The following is a 13,019-nucleotide window of genomic DNA, read 5'->3' on the forward strand; positions in this document are numbered from 1 at the left end:
GAAGGTCCGTGGCGGGTCTTAGCGCAAGCGAGCCGCTGAAAGCAAAAGGTTTCAACCTCCAAGGCCGCGTGAGACGATCAGCGTCTCACGCGGCCTTCGCTACCGGCAGCCTGAGCGCCATGCTCAGCGACACGGTGGCCAACACCATGCTCACGGCCACGGCCGGCAACAGCACGCGGTTACCGAGGAGGTCCATGATGGCGCCCACGGTGGCCGGCGCCAGGATCGCGGCCGCGGCGCCGAAAAGGTAGTACATGCCGGTGTAGAAACCCACGTGCTCGTCGCCCCCCTTGTTGACGACCAACGGGTAGGCGGGCACCAGAACGAGCGCCCAGGAGGCGCCGCCAAGGCCCAGCCAGATAGACAGGCTGGTGGGCACGGCGGTGAACGCGGCTATCAGCATCCAGAGGGCGAGCAGCGCGGCGCCCACGCGCATGACGTTGGGCTCGCCGAAGCGCCTGGCGAGCCGGCCGGCGGGCAGCGCCATCACGACGAACCCCGCAATGGTGATGCCCATGATGATCCCCGAGTCGCCTCCGGATAAGCCGAACTCCTCGGTGGCGAACGTGCTGAACTGCGCCTCGAGAGCGGAGTAGCCGAAGAACGCGAAGAACACGGCTGTCAGGATGAGCAACACGCCGCCCTGCCGCTGGCGGAAGAGGCTCGCGACGTCTTTCAGGAGGGCACCGAGCACCGGCGCATCGTCCTGAATGACGCCAGCCTCGACGTAGGCCGGGTGCGACCGCGTGGACGCCCACACGGCGAACAGCGCCGCCAGCGTGACGGCGCCGGCCACGGCGAAGGGGAACCAGAGCGCGATTTCGGCCATTGGCGCCAGGATGAGGAGCCCCAGGGCCCCGCCGACCGCCCCCAGCATGACCAGCACGGCGTTGGCCTGCGGCCGGCCGGCCGGAGCCACGTGGTCGGGCATGAGGGCCGCCAGGGGCGCCCTGAACGCTGTCATCGCCAGCAGGAAGACGACGTCCACGGCCATGAGCGTCCAGAACGAGGCCTTCGCGAAGGGCAGGGCAGCGAACAGAACGGCCGCCAGTGGCATGCTCACCAGCAGGAACGGCAGGCGCCGGCCCAGCGGCCCGTCGATCCGGTCGGACCAGACGCCGATGATGGGCACCAGGATGAGGCCCAAGACGTTGTCGAGGCCCATGATGGCCCCGCGCATGCCGCTCGAGGCCAGGAACTCGCGCAGCAGCAGCGGCATGAAGATGTTGTAGAGGCCCCAGGTGATGGCGAGGCTGGCCGCCCCCACGCCGAGGCCGAGCAGCTGCCAGTGGTTGAGGCCCGTGTAAGGCCGCTTCAAGGGGTGTCCTCGCTGGGGTCGGGTGGCCTCGCGGCCGAGCCACGACCGGGCGGGCGCCGCGCCGCTTCCTCCATCGCCTCCGCAAGCTCCCGGGCCTTGCGCTGCTGCTCGATGTCCGCGTCCCCGACCTGCACGCGGGCGCCGAACGCCAACGAACGGTCGCGAGAGAGCGCGGCGCGTGCCAGCAGCATGGCCGTCACGGGGTTGACCAGCGGGATGAAGACCATGACGAGCAGGGCCTTGGGCATGAACCGCCCCTCGACCAGGGAGAAGTAGACGAGGCTCGCGAGCAGGATGCTCGACGCTCCCATGGTGGGCGCGATGGTGGCGGGGTGCGCACGCTCGTAGAACGAGCGCAGCCTGAGCATGCCGAACGATCCGATCACGACTAGCATGCCGCCCAGGAGAGCAAGCGCGACCACCAGCGCGGCGGCCCACAGGGGCAGATCGGCGCCGGTCACTCGATCACCTCGCCGCGCATGAGGAACTTGGCGAGCGCCGCGCTGCTCGCGAACCCCAGCAGGGTCATGACCAGGGCGGCCTCGAGGTACGCCGCGTCGGACACGCGCACGCCGAACAGGACCGCCTGGAGGGCGCCGTTCAGGTACAGGGCGTCGAACGCCAACACCCGGTCCTGCGCGCGCGGCCCTCTGAACAAACGCGCCGCCGCCAACACGAACGCGACGCTCAGTAGCGCGTGCGCCACCACGAGCCCCCAGTGCAGCAGACCGGCGGCCGTCACTCGAACACCTCGTGCAGGCAGCGTTCGTAGCGGTGCTTGATCGTGTGAACCCAAGCGTCGTGATCGAGCAGGTCCAGGACGTGGATGGTCACGACGTTCGACTGCTTGTCGTAGGCCGCCCAGAAAGTGCCAGGGGTGGCGGTGATGATGGCGGCCAGGGCCGCCAGGGCTGCCGGGCTGCTGATGTCGAGGGGCACGTTGACGAACTCCGAGCGCAGTCCGTTCCGGCTGCGGCCGAGCGTTATCGCGATGACCGCGAAGTTCGAGCGCGTGACGTCGTACAAGACGAGGAAGAGGAGCCTCAGCGCCACCAGCGGCCGCCTGATGCGAGGCGGTGCCTGGACCGCGAGGCGCGAGAGGAGCAGCCCGAGCACCAAGGCGGTGGCCACGTCGAGGGGCGCCAACGACTCCTGCAGGAGCAGCCACGTCGCCGCCAGGCCGAGCGCCAGTAGCGGGTAGGGAACCAGGCGCCTCATCATGGCTCGGCACCCGGCCGTTCGGGGCCGCCCGGCAGTCCGGGGCCGCCCGGCCGTTCGGGGCCGCCCGAGCCAAGGACGGCCTCCACGTAACCCGCGGGGCCCTGCAGGCCCGTGGCAGCGGTGTAGCGCATTGCGGGCTGGGCGAACACCGCCAGGGCCACGAGAAGCGCCACGAGGAGCGCGACCGGCACGGCCTCGAACGGGCGCACGGCGGCGGGAGCGAGGTCGGGGTCCGCCCAGAACCGGTTGACGCCCTCGCGCATCAGGGCGATGAGCGTGGCGAAGCCTGCCAGCGTGACGACCCCGATGACCCACCACGCCAGCGCGGCCGGCGCGTTGCCGTAGCCGCCCGCGCCGGTCTCGAGCGCCGCCTTGAAGATCGCGAACTTGGCGATGAAGCCGGAGAGGGGCGGGAGGCCCACGAGCTGCAGCGCCACGAAGAAGAAGGCCGCCCCGACCAACGTGGTGGTGAGAGGCAGCGCCACGCCGCGCTCCACCCCCTCGAACTCGTCGCGCAGTTGCGTCTCGTAATCGTCGGAGAACACCGGCTCGAACGTGGCCAAGGCCTCGCCGTGCTGGCGGGTGACCAGCTCGCACAGCAAGAAGACGACGCCGATGCCCAGGGTGGAGCCCACGAGGTAGTAGAGCGCGCCGGAGACGACCGTGGCGTCGCCGGAGGCGATGACGGCCAGGAGCGTGCCGGACGAGACGAGCGTGAGGTAGCCCGCGATCCGGGGCAGCTCGCGGCTCCCGAGGACACCCAGCGTGCCGAAGACCACCGTGGCGAGGCCCAGGTAGAGGAGCCACGAGCTGCCGAACAGCGCCAGCGCCTGCCCCTCCGGCCACAGCAGCGTGCTGAGGCGCAAGATGACGTACACGCCCACCTTGGTCATGACCGCGAAGATGGCCGCGACGGGCGCGGCGGCGGCGCTGTAGGTGGTGGGCAGCCAGAAGGAGAGGGGCCAGGCGCCCGACTTCACGAGGAACGCCACGCCGAGCACCGACAGCCCGGCCTTGAGGAGCAGCAGATCGTCCGCGCCCAGGGTGCTCGCCTTGACGGCGAGATCGGCCATGTTGAGGGTGCCGGTGAGCGCGTACACGAGGCTCACGCCCACGAGGAAGGCCATGGAGGCGACCAGGTTGATGGCCACGTAGTGCAGGCCGGCCTTCACGCGGCGCTTGCCGCCGCCATGCAGGAGCAGCCCGTAGGACGCGGCCAGCAGGACCTCGAAGAAGACGTAGAGGTTGAACAGGTCCCCGGTCAGGAAGGCGCCCGAGAGCCCCATGAGCAGCAGCAGGTAGAGGGTGTGGAAGCGCGGGCCGAGCACCGCCCAACGCCCCAGCGCGTAGACCATCCCGGCGGCGCCCAGCAGGTTGGCCACCAGGACCATGAGCACGGCCAGGCGGTCCGCCACCAGGACGATGCCGAAGGGCGCGGGCCAGCTGCCGAGGCGGTAGACGACGATCTCGGGCGTCGACGGATCGCCCACCAGCAGCAGGAGGCGCACCGCGGCCGCCAGCGTCAGCAGGACGGCGGCCAGGCTGATGACGCCCTTGGCGCGGCGCCGCCGCTCGTCCAGCAGGAGCAGCAGAGCGCCCGCGACCAGCGGCAGCAGGATGGGAAGAACGGCGAGGTGCGTCTGGAGCGCGGTGGAGAGGGCGGTCATGCGGCGCCTTCGTCGCCATCGACGTGGTCGTTGCCGGTCAGCCCGCGGGCGGCCAGCAGCACGACGAGGAACAGCGCGGTCATGGAGAAGCTGATGACTATCGAGGTGAGCACCAGGGCCTGCGGCACGGGGTCGGCGAACTTCTCCGGGTCGGCGCCCACCGCCAGGACCGGAGCCCCTCCCACCACCACACGACCCATGGCGAGGATGAAGAGGTTGACGGCGTAGGTCAAGAGCGAGAGCCCGATGATCACCTGGAAGGTGCGCGGGCGCAGCACGAGGTAGACCCCCGCGGCGGCGAGCGCGCCGAGCCCGACCGCCACCACGACCTCCATCAGCCGCCCCCGCCCGTGCCGTTGGCGCCGGGTGTATCGGCCGCCGCGCCGCTCGGCTCGTCGGCAGGTTCGATGACGCGCGGTTTGCGGATCGACTGGTGCGCCAACGCGATGAGCATGAGCACGGTGGCGCCGATCACCAGAGCGAACACTCCGAGGTCGAAGAGCGTGGCCGAGGCGACGGGTAAGCGGCCCAGGTAGGGGATGTCCAGGTAGGAGTGCGCCGAGGTGAGGAACGGCCGGCCGAAGAGCCACGCGGCCACGCCCGTGGCCGCCGCGAGGAGGAGGCCCAAACCCATCCAGCGCAGCGGCAGGACCCGCAGCCGCTCCTCCACCCAGCGGGTTCCGCGCGCCATGTACTGGACGATGAAGGCGATCGCCAAGGTGACCCCGGCCGCGAAGCCCCCGCCCGGCTGGTCGTGGCCGCGCAGGAAGAGGTGGACGGCGAACAGCGCCACGAGGGGGAAGAGCAGGTGCATGACCACGCGGGGCACGAACAGGTAGTCGGTGGCCGTGTCGCCCACCTCCCGGCCCTCGAGCGCCGCATCGTGGGCCGCCTGGCGCCGCTGCTGGCGGGTGCTGCCGACGAGCTCGCGCGCGGGCCTGAAGCGCCTGAGCAGCGCGAAGACGGTCAGCGCCACCACGGCCAACACCGTGATCTCACCCAGCGTGTCGAACCCGCGGAAGTCGACGAGGATGACGTTGACGACGTTGCGCCCGCCGCCACCCCCATAGGCGTTGGCGATGAAGAACTTGCCGATGCCGCCGTTCGCGGGCCGCGTCATGGCGGCCAGCGACAGGCCGGCCATGCCGGCGCCGACGACGAGCGCCAGGGCGAGGTCGCGGCCACGGCGCGTGAAAGCGCGGGCGCGGCTACGGCGCGTGAAAGCGCTGGCGCGCCGGACCTCAGTGCGGGCCCCTTCGCCCACGGCCTGCGGGTCGCGCCGCGGCAACCAGCGCAGGCCCAGGAGGAGGAGCACGGTGGTCACGATCTCGACCAGCAACTGCGTGACGGCCAGGTCGGGCGCCGACAGCCACACGAACGTGAGGCACACGGCCAAGCCGGCCCCGCCCAGGAGGATGACGGCGGCGAGGCGGTGGAACTTGGCGAGGTACGCCGCGCCCACCGCGCACAAGGCGCCGAACACCCAGACCACGAGGAACGGCCAGGAGAACGCCGTCAGCGGCACCCCTCCCAGCATGGCCACCCTCTCCGGCCCGGTGAACGCCTGGTACAAGAACGGCGCCCCGCCCGCCAGCAGCGCGGCGGCGACGACCAGGAAGAGTTGCGGCTGCAGCCGCCTGGTGCCGAGGAAGCGCACGGCGGCGGCCGAACCCACCACCAGGCCCTCCATGGCGCGGTCGAACACCTGCCGGGCCCGCGCGCGCTCCGCCCACGGGCGCTCGCGCTGCTCGCGGTTGGCGAGGCGGCGGTAGAGCGCCACGTACAGCGCCGTGCCCAACGCCATGGCCACTAGGGAGAGCAGGAAGGCGGGCGTGAAGCCGTGCCACAGCTCGAGGTGGTAGTCGGGCGTCCTGGCGCCCAGCACCGCCACCACGGCCGAGCGCAGCAGCGGCCCCACCGACATGGCGGGAAGGATCCCCACCAGCAAGCAGACGGCGACTAGCAACTCGATGGGCAGGCGCATCCAGGCCACTGGCTCGTGCGGCCGCCTGGGCAGGTCCTTGGCCTCGGGCCCAAAGAAGACCTGGTGGATGAACCTCACCGAGTAGAGGACGCTGAACGCGCTGCCGAGCGTGGCGAAGAGCGGCAAGAGCCGGTCGAAGACGGAGCCCGAGTGGAACTCCAGCGTCTCGGTGAGGAACATCTCCTTGGAGAGGAAGCCGTTGAGGAGGGGGATGCCGGCCATGGCCGCCGCGGCCACCATGGCCAGCGTGCCCGTCAGCGGCATGTGCCTCAGGAGGCCGCTCAGGCGCCGCACGTCGCGGGTGCCCGTCTCGTGGTCGATGACGCCCGCCGCCATGAACAGCGAGGCCTTGAACGTGGCGTGGTTGAGGGTGTGGAAGATGGCCGCGACGGCGGCGGCCGGGGTGGAGAGGCCGAGCAGGAGGGTGATGAGGCCTAAGTGGCTGATGGTCGAGTGCGCCAAGATACCCTTGAGGTCGTTCTGGAACGTGGCCCTGACGGCGCCCAGCATGAAAGTGACGAGGCCCGCCAGGCTGACGGTGTAGTACCAGGTGTCGTTCCCGGCCAGCACGGGCCACAGGCGGATCATCAGGTAGATGCCCGCCTTGACCATGGTGGCCGAGTGCAGGTAGGCCGACACGGGCGTGGGCGCCGCCATGGCGTGCGGCAGCCAGAACTGCAGCGGGAACTGCGCGCTCTTGGCGAACGCGCCCACCAGCAGGAAGAGGATGGCGGGCGTGAGCAGGGGGCTGGCCGCGAGGACGTCGCGAGAGGCCAGCACGGTGCCCACGTCGAAGCTGCCGACCACGTGGCCGATGATGAGCACGCCCACCAGCAGGAAGAAGCCGCCCAGGCCGGTGACCGCCAGGGCCATGCGGGCCCCGCCGCGAGCGTTCTCGTTGTGGTGCCAGTAGCCGATCAGGAGGAACGAGAGTAGGCTCGTGAGTTCCCAGAACAGGACGAGCTGCACGAGGTTGCCCGACAGCACGAGCCCGAGCATCGAGCCCATGAAGGCCAGCAGGTACGAGAAGAAGCGCGGCACGGGGTCCTCGGGCGCCATGTAGTAGCGCGCGTACAGCACCACCAGGGCGCCTATGCCCGTGATGAGCAGCACGAAAAGCCAGCTCAGGCCGTCGAGGCGCCAGGTGAGCTCGAGCCCGATGTCGGGCAGCCAGTGCCACGTCTGCTCGAGCACGCGGGCGTCGGTGACGCCCTGGTAGAGCCACGCCGCCAGGCCCACACCGGCCAGCGCGGTCGCGCCGGCAAGCCCCGCCGCTGCGTTGCGCGCGTGGCGCGGAAGCAGCAGGACGAGGGCGCTGACGACGAATGGCGCCAGGGCCAGCACTGGTAATAGGGTCGCGTCTACGGTCATAAGGGGCGGCGGGCGCGAAACCCGGCTGCCCGGGTGCGGCGCCTCATCATAAGGGGAGGCTCCGACAACGGTGTAAGTGAAGTCCTGGCGCGGCGCGGTGGTATGTGTGAGCGCCATGCCCTTCCTCCCACCCGACCTGGTAGCCACGCTCACCGACTTGGCGGACGCCACCCTCACCGGGAGCGGTGCACCCGGCCTTGGCCTCAGCGTCTTCACGCCCAGCGAGGTGGTGCTAGAGCGCGGCTTCGGCCTTCGCGACCGCGAGGCGCGCCTGCCCGTCACCCCCGGCACCATCTTCGGCGTGGCGAGCGTGACGAAGTCGTTCACCGCACTCACGGCGCTCGCGCTGCAGGAGCGCGGACTGTTGAGCATCGGCGACGACGTGCGGAGCTACTTCGACTTCGGCCGCCTCTGGTCGGAGGGCGAGGCGCCGCGTGTGGAGCACTTCTTAAGCCACACGAGTGGCCTGCCACCTACGCCCACCATGACGTGGCTGCGCTACGCCAGCCAGGAGGACGACACCGTGGCGGCCGGGCCGACCCTGGGCGAGGCCAAGTTGACGCTGGTGCCGGGCGTGATGGGCATGGCGCCGCTGCCCACGGGGTCCCTCACGCTTGCTGGCTTGGAAGCCGCGGCGGCCGCGCTGGAAGATGGTGAGGCGCGCCGCCGCCTGGAGGCCCTCGCCGCCTTGGTTTCCGACTTCGCCGGCCTGGCGGGCTGGCTGGGGGAGAACGCGGCGCCGCTGGCGCCGCCGGGCGGGCTCTACTCCTACAGCAACGACGCCTTCTGCCTCGCGGGCGGGATCGTGGCGCGCGCCGCGGGCGCCCCCTTCGCCGCGGCCGTGGACCGCGAGGTGCTATTGCCTCTGGGGATGCGGCGCTCGCGCTTCGACCTGGGCGGCGTGCTGGCGGACGCCGATCACTCGACGCTCTACACCAAGGACGCCGCCGGCGCCGTGCGGCGCTCGCCGGCCTGGCAGACCACCGGCGTCATGCAGGGCGGGGGCATGCTCAAGTCCACGCTGGCCGACCTGCGCGTGTACGTGCGTCACCTCATGCGAGGCGGGCCCAAGGTGCGAGCCATGACAGCGCCGCGCGTGTCCAGCGCGCCAGGCGCGGCCTACGGCCTGGGCCTGGCGATCAACGAGGACCACCACGGCCTGCGGGTGGTGAAGCACGGCGGGAGCCTGAAGGGGGTGTCGAGCGCCATCGGATTCGTGCCCGAGCTGGGCGTGGGAGTGGTGGTCCTCTGCAACCTGGACGGCGTGCCGGCCGAGCAGCTCCTCACGCGAGCGATCAACGCTTGCGCCGGGCTGCCGCTGGACGCGGCGGCCTACGAGCCCGAGCCCTTCCTGGCGGCCGCCGCCCCCGAAGCCGCCACATCGGGCCCCGACGACGGCGAGGCCACCCCGTCGGCCGCCGCCGAGCCATTCCTCGGCGAGTACCTCTCGGGCGAACCGTACGGGCGCCTGCGCCTCTACCGCACCGCGTCGGGCGAGCTGCGCGCTCAGGAAGGGTGGCCGAAGGTCGACCTTCCGGCGTTCGTGGCAGGCCCCGACGAGGTGGCGCTCGTGTATCCCGAGCGGCGCGCGCCCGTCAGACTGTTGAGGGACGAGCATGACGAGGTGTGGAGCGCCCAGGCGGGGCGCGTCATGCGGCGCCTCGGGTAAAGCGCGGGGCGCGCCGGCTTGGTTCGGGGGCACGCCGACCCGACTCCGTGCACGCCGGTCCGACTCCGTTTACTCCCGTCCGACTCCGTGCACACCGGTCCGACTCCGTGCGCTCCCGTCCGACTCCGTGCACGCCGGTCCGACTCCGTGTGCGCCAGCCCGACCCCGTGCCCGTGACTATTCGAACAAGCTCTCGTCGAGAGTGACGTTGTACGCGATGGCCTCGACGTGGGTGCGGCTGATCTTCTTCCACTCGTCGCCGGTGCGAACGTAGGTGGTCGAGTCGAAGGCCATGAAGGCCTGCGTGTCGACCGGCTTGTCGTAGACCACCAGTATCTCGCCGGCGCCGACAACGCTCATGTGCACGGCCAGCACCTTGCCGTCTTGGAACAGGTACTGCGTGGTGGTCGGGTTTCCGGTCTCGTCGTGGGTGGTGTACGTCACCTGCTCGCCGGACACGATGTCGCCGTAGCTGACGACACCATCGTCGGTGGCGCCGTCGCCTGGTCCTAACACGATGGGGTCGGCCTGGTCGAACTCCTTCGCCAGTTGCGCGGCCGCTTCAGGGGGCAGCTGCTGTTTTCCGGGCACGCCCGTCGTGGTCACGGTCGCCACACCGTTCACGAGGACGACGTGGCTGGTCATCCCGGGCATCTCGGTGGTCATCGAGAGGCGCCTGTTCTCGAAGTCGATGACGGTGGTAGCCTTCGACTCCGCGGTCTGGCCCGCGTCGAGGAACGTCGTCGTGGTCACAGACTGTTCCACGTTGCGGACCTCGGTCTTGGTGGCCGGCTGTAGTCCCTCGAGGAGGGTGCGGGCGCGATCGTCGATCTGCGCGGACGCCGTGGATAGCAACGCGGCCACGAGCAGGGTGGCGGCCAAGGCGAGCGAGGTCAGGGGGCGGCTCGGGTTCATGGCAGAGTGTAGGCGGCGCCGCTGGCGTCGGCCGCTAGTCCGTCACCAGCCGCGGTTCCCCGCCAACTGCTCGTCCGTCACCAGCCGCAGTTCCCCGCCAACTGCTCGTCCGTCACCAGCCGCAGTCCCCCGCCAACAGCTCGTCCGTCACCAGCCGCTGGCCCGTCACCCCACCGCCGGCACGAAAACGGCCCCGCGCCGGCGGATGTCCCGGCGCGGGGCCAAGGTGGCGCTAAGTGGTTCGGCTTACTCGAAGACGCTCTCGTCGATGGGCTCGTTGATTATCGAGTCTTCGAAGTGGACGTGGCTCGCCTTCGTCCAGGTGCCATCTTGCAGCATGTAGGTGGTGTTGTCGAAGGCGCTGCTGGTGAACTGGCTGATGGGCGAGTCGAACACGCTGACCATCTCCGTGCCGTCGGCCTCCATGTGCGTGCCTACGAGCTTGCCGCCGTCGAACACGTAGCCCATCGTCACCGGTTCGCTGGAGCCCGGCATCGTGGTGGTGTAGGTCACCAGCTCGCCCTTCAGCACGCCGTAGTCGACCGGGCCGTCGTACGTGGCCTTGTCGGTGTCCTTGAGGAAGACCGCCGGGGGCTTCTCGAACGTTTCAGCGAGCGACTCGGCCACGCCGGGCGGGACGGGCAGCGCCATGGGCATGCCTGGCATGGTCATGGTCACCTTGCCGTCTTGGTAGATGGTGCGGGTCGACATGCCCGGAGCGATCTCCATGAACGAGGCCAGGCGGCGGTTCACGTAGTCGATGACGGTGCGGCTGCTCATCTCCTGCGTGGTGCCGTCCGGCATGTAACTCGTGATCACCATGGTCTGGTCGAGGGTGTCGATCTCCTGCACGGAAGCGGGCTGGATGCCCTCGAGGAGAGCGCGAGCGCGGTCGTCGATCTGTGCAGACGCCAGCGAGAGTACCGAGGCGACGGCGAGGAAGGCCACGACCACGAGCGACGATCTGAGGTTGCGTCGTTTCATCCTAGAAGTCTAAGGGGCGCGCGGTCGAGGGCAGTGAGATTCTCGGCAGCGCTCCTTGAGCCGTGGTTCATGTGCCGCGGGCTACCCGTTCGCCGCCTGCCGGTCAGGCGTCGCGCAGGGTGGGGTCGAGCAGGTCTCTCAGGCCGTCGCCGAAGAGGTTGAACCCGAACGAGGCTAGCAGGATGGCGAGGCCGGAGAAGACCGACACCCACGGCGAGAGCAGCATGGTGCCTCGGCTCTCCGAGAGCATGAGGCCGAGCGAGGGGGTCGGGGGCTGCGTGCCCAGGCCCAGGAAGCTCAGCGAGGCCTCGACCAGGATGGCGGTCGACAACGACAGCGTGACCTGCACGAGGATGGGCGCCATGATGTTGGGCGTCACGTGCTTGCCCAGTATGCGCCAGGCGTTGCCGCCCAGGGCGCGTGCGGCGGCCACGTAGTCCCAACTGAGGACGGTAAGGGCGGGCCCGCGGGCCAGGCGCGCGAACACGGGCGTGTACACGATGCCGATGGCCAGGCCCGTGTTGAAGCTCCCGGGGCCGAGGACGGCCAGCACGGCGATGGCGAGCAGGATGATGGGGAAGGCGAGGAGCACGTCCATGAAACGCATGATGATGCGGTCGAGCCAGCCGCCCCAGTACGCCGCCAGCAGCCCGAGCCCGCCGCCGACGACGGTGGCGATCGCCACGGCGCCGAGGCTCACGAGGACGCTCGTGCGGTAGCCGTGCAGGATGCGCGAGAGGGTGTCGCGGCCGAAGTTGTCGGTGCCCAAGAGGTGCGCCGCGCTGGGGCCCTGGAAGCGCTCGCGGATCGACTGCACCAGCGGGTCGTAGGGCGCCAACCAGGGGCCGAGCACCGCCGCGGCGACGACCAACAGCGCCACCACGAAGCCGATGAACCCCACGCGGTTGCGCCACAGGCGATTGAAGAAGCGGCGGAGATTCACACGTACTCCACGCGCGGGTCGATCCAGGCATAGGTGAGGTCGACGAGCAGGTTCACCACCACGAAGATGCCGGTAACGATGAGCACGACGCCCTGCAGCAGCGGGTAGTTGCGCTCGTTGATGGCTCCCAACATGAGCCGGCCCACGCCGGGAATGGCGAACACCTGCTCTATGACGACCACGCCCGAGAGGAGGTAGCCGAGCTGCACGCCGATGACGGTCACGGTCGGGATGAGAGCGTTGCGCAGGGCGTGCTTGTAGAGGACACGCCGCTCGCTCACGCCCTTGGAGCGGGCGGTGCGCACGTAATCGCTCGACATGACCTCGAGGAGGCTGGAACGCAAGATACGCGTGATGCCCGCCACCATCGGCAGGCTCACGGCCACGGTGGGGAGCGCCACGCGGGCCAGGTTGCCGAGCGGGTCCTCCGTGAACGGCACGTAACCGATGGCCGGCCACGCGGGGATGTAGAGCGAGAAGAAATAGAGGAACAGTACCCCCACCCAGAAGGAGGGCAGGGTGAGGCCGATGATGGCGAGGATCCTCACCACCACGTCCCCGCCCGTGCCCCGCGTCCGCGCGGCTAAGACGCCGAGCGGGATCGCGAGCACGAGGGCGAGGACGAGGGCCAGGAACGTGATCTCGAAGGTGGGGAGCAGCCGCGCCCTGATCTCGGTAAGCACGGGCGTGCCCGTCCAGATGGAGGTGCCGAGGTCGCCCCGCAGCACCCCCGTGAGCCAGTTCCAGTACTGCTGGTACGCCGGCAGGTCGAGGCCGATCTGGTGCCTCAACGCCTCCACCCGGTCGGGCGTGATGTCGACGTTGGCGCCCAACATGATGGCCACGGCGTCACCCGGGATGAAGCGCACCATCGCAAACACGAGGACCGAGACCCCGAGCAGCACGACGATCAGGTCTAGTAGGCGCCTGACGGTGTACTGGAACAT

General features: G+C 70.0%; 12 protein-coding genes. 1 reads left to right on the forward strand and 11 read right to left on the reverse strand.

Features of this window, described 5'->3' with window-relative positions; genetic code table 11:
- Positions 1-85: 85 nt before the first annotated feature.
- The 7 genes from ROY82_12890 to ROY82_12920 are packed head-to-tail and all read right to left on the reverse strand — an operon-like array spanning position 86 to position 7,678.
- Complete coding sequence (locus ROY82_12890; GenBank protein MDT3683357.1) at positions 86-1,318, reverse strand: MFS transporter; 1,233 nt, start codon at positions 1,316-1,318, stop codon at positions 86-88.
- Positions 1,315-1,779: a monovalent cation/H(+) antiporter subunit G gene (gene mnhG, locus ROY82_12895; GenBank protein ID MDT3683358.1), complete on the reverse strand. Its 465-nt coding sequence runs from the start codon at positions 1,777-1,779 to the stop codon at positions 1,315-1,317. The genes ROY82_12890 and mnhG overlap by 4 nt, the downstream gene beginning before the upstream one ends.
- Positions 1,776-2,060 (reverse strand): K+/H+ antiporter subunit F, encoded by a 285-nt coding sequence (locus ROY82_12900; protein MDT3683359.1) that lies wholly within the window; start codon positions 2,058-2,060, stop codon positions 1,776-1,778. Before ROY82_12900 ends, mnhG begins: the two co-directional genes overlap by 4 nt.
- A complete protein-coding gene (locus ROY82_12905) occupies positions 2,057-2,539 on the reverse strand; it encodes a Na+/H+ antiporter subunit E (protein ID MDT3683360.1) in 483 nt (160 codons plus the stop codon). Before ROY82_12905 ends, ROY82_12900 begins: the two co-directional genes overlap by 4 nt.
- On the reverse strand, positions 2,536-4,206 hold the full coding sequence (locus ROY82_12910) for a monovalent cation/H+ antiporter subunit D (GenBank protein MDT3683361.1): 1,671 nt from the start codon (positions 4,204-4,206) through the stop codon (positions 2,536-2,538). The genes ROY82_12905 and ROY82_12910 overlap by 4 nt, the downstream gene beginning before the upstream one ends.
- A complete protein-coding gene (locus ROY82_12915; protein ID MDT3683362.1) occupies positions 4,203-4,541 on the reverse strand; it encodes a Na+/H+ antiporter subunit C in 339 nt (112 codons plus the stop codon). Before ROY82_12915 ends, ROY82_12910 begins: the two co-directional genes overlap by 4 nt.
- A complete protein-coding gene (locus tag ROY82_12920) occupies positions 4,541-7,678 on the reverse strand; it encodes a monovalent cation/H+ antiporter subunit A (protein MDT3683363.1) in 3,138 nt (1,045 codons plus the stop codon). The genes ROY82_12915 and ROY82_12920 overlap by 1 nt, the downstream gene beginning before the upstream one ends.
- Between ROY82_12920 and ROY82_12925 the strand changes: the two genes are divergently transcribed.
- On the forward strand, positions 7,677-9,230 hold the full coding sequence (locus ROY82_12925) for a serine hydrolase domain-containing protein (protein ID MDT3683364.1): 1,554 nt from the start codon (positions 7,677-7,679) through the stop codon (positions 9,228-9,230). The genes ROY82_12920 and ROY82_12925 overlap by 2 nt on opposite strands.
- A 177-nt stretch (positions 9,231-9,407) precedes the next feature.
- On the opposite strand, the gene ROY82_12930 is transcribed toward ROY82_12925, so the two are convergent.
- The 4 genes from ROY82_12930 to ROY82_12945 all read right to left on the reverse strand — a co-directional run bounded on the left by ROY82_12930 (position 9,408) and on the right by ROY82_12945 (position 13,019).
- Complete coding sequence (locus ROY82_12930) at positions 9,408-10,145, reverse strand: hypothetical protein (protein MDT3683365.1); 738 nt, start codon at positions 10,143-10,145, stop codon at positions 9,408-9,410.
- A gap of 246 nt (positions 10,146-10,391) precedes the next feature.
- Positions 10,392-11,129: a hypothetical protein gene (locus ROY82_12935; GenBank protein MDT3683366.1), complete on the reverse strand. Its 738-nt coding sequence runs from the start codon at positions 11,127-11,129 to the stop codon at positions 10,392-10,394.
- A gap of 103 nt (positions 11,130-11,232) precedes the next feature.
- Complete coding sequence (locus ROY82_12940; GenBank protein MDT3683367.1) at positions 11,233-12,072, reverse strand: ABC transporter permease; 840 nt, start codon at positions 12,070-12,072, stop codon at positions 11,233-11,235.
- Positions 12,069-13,019 (reverse strand): ABC transporter permease, encoded by a 951-nt coding sequence (locus tag ROY82_12945; protein MDT3683368.1) that lies wholly within the window; start codon positions 13,017-13,019, stop codon positions 12,069-12,071. The genes ROY82_12940 and ROY82_12945 overlap by 4 nt, the downstream gene beginning before the upstream one ends.

It is taken from the genome of Truepera sp. (genome assembly GCA_032027045.1).
GTDB lineage: Bacteria > Deinococcota > Deinococci > Deinococcales > Trueperaceae > JAAYYF01.

Excerpts from the sequence above, each read along its gene's own strand:
- ROY82_12905 (MDT3683360.1), bottom strand. The coding sequence starts at position 2,539 with ATGATGAGGCGCCTGGTTCCCTACCCGCTACTGGCGCTCGGCCTGGCG.
- ROY82_12930 (MDT3683365.1), bottom strand. The coding sequence starts at position 10,145 with ATGAACCCGAGCCGCCCCCTGACCTCGCTCGCCTTGGCCGCCACCCTG.
- ROY82_12915 (MDT3683362.1), bottom strand. The coding sequence starts at position 4,541 with ATGGAGGTCGTGGTGGCGGTCGGGCTCGGCGCGCTCGCCGCCGCGGGG.
- ROY82_12945 (MDT3683368.1), bottom strand. The coding sequence starts at position 13,019 with ATGTTCCAGTACACCGTCAGGCGCCTACTAGACCTGATCGTCGTGCTG.
- ROY82_12910 (MDT3683361.1), bottom strand. The coding sequence starts at position 4,206 with ATGACCGCCCTCTCCACCGCGCTCCAGACGCACCTCGCCGTTCTTCCC.
- ROY82_12935 (MDT3683366.1), bottom strand. The coding sequence starts at position 11,129 with ATGAAACGACGCAACCTCAGATCGTCGCTCGTGGTCGTGGCCTTCCTC.
- ROY82_12925 (MDT3683364.1), top strand. The coding sequence starts at position 7,677 with ATGCCCTTCCTCCCACCCGACCTGGTAGCCACGCTCACCGACTTGGCG.
- ROY82_12920 (MDT3683363.1), bottom strand. The coding sequence starts at position 7,678 with ATGGCGCTCACACATACCACCGCGCCGCGCCAGGACTTCACTTACACC.